At 49.8% G+C, this 311-nt stretch carries 1 pseudogene; it reads right to left on the reverse strand.

Annotated features, from left to right (window positions below):
- Nucleotides 1–311: pseudogene (locus D4N35_RS18260) on the reverse strand (IS1380 family transposase); the annotation flags it as partial.

Genomic DNA, 311 nt, shown 5'->3' on the forward strand with positions numbered 1-311 from the left:
CGTATAGTAGGTTTCGAATTCGATATCGGGAACAAGCAGGATTTGCCCGTCTTTATCGATCGTCCTCTCTGTGACTTTAAAGGCAATGCGAACAGGAACGCCCGTACCCCTGATGGTTGAGAGGCGGGTGCCTGTATATACCTTTTTCCCAAGGCGTTCTTCATGGCACATGCCTTCTTTTTGGGCGATGGCCAGCCAGTCTTCTGCTGTTTCTTTCCGGGGGTTTCGCTTGATGACGAAATCCACCTTGTTCATCGTACAGACTTTCATATTGTCGGCACTGTCACACGCGGAATCCATGCGGAGAAGAA

Source organism: Siminovitchia fortis (genome assembly GCF_003605365.2).
Classification (GTDB): Bacteria; Bacillota; Bacilli; order Bacillales; family Bacillaceae_C; genus Siminovitchia; species Siminovitchia fortis.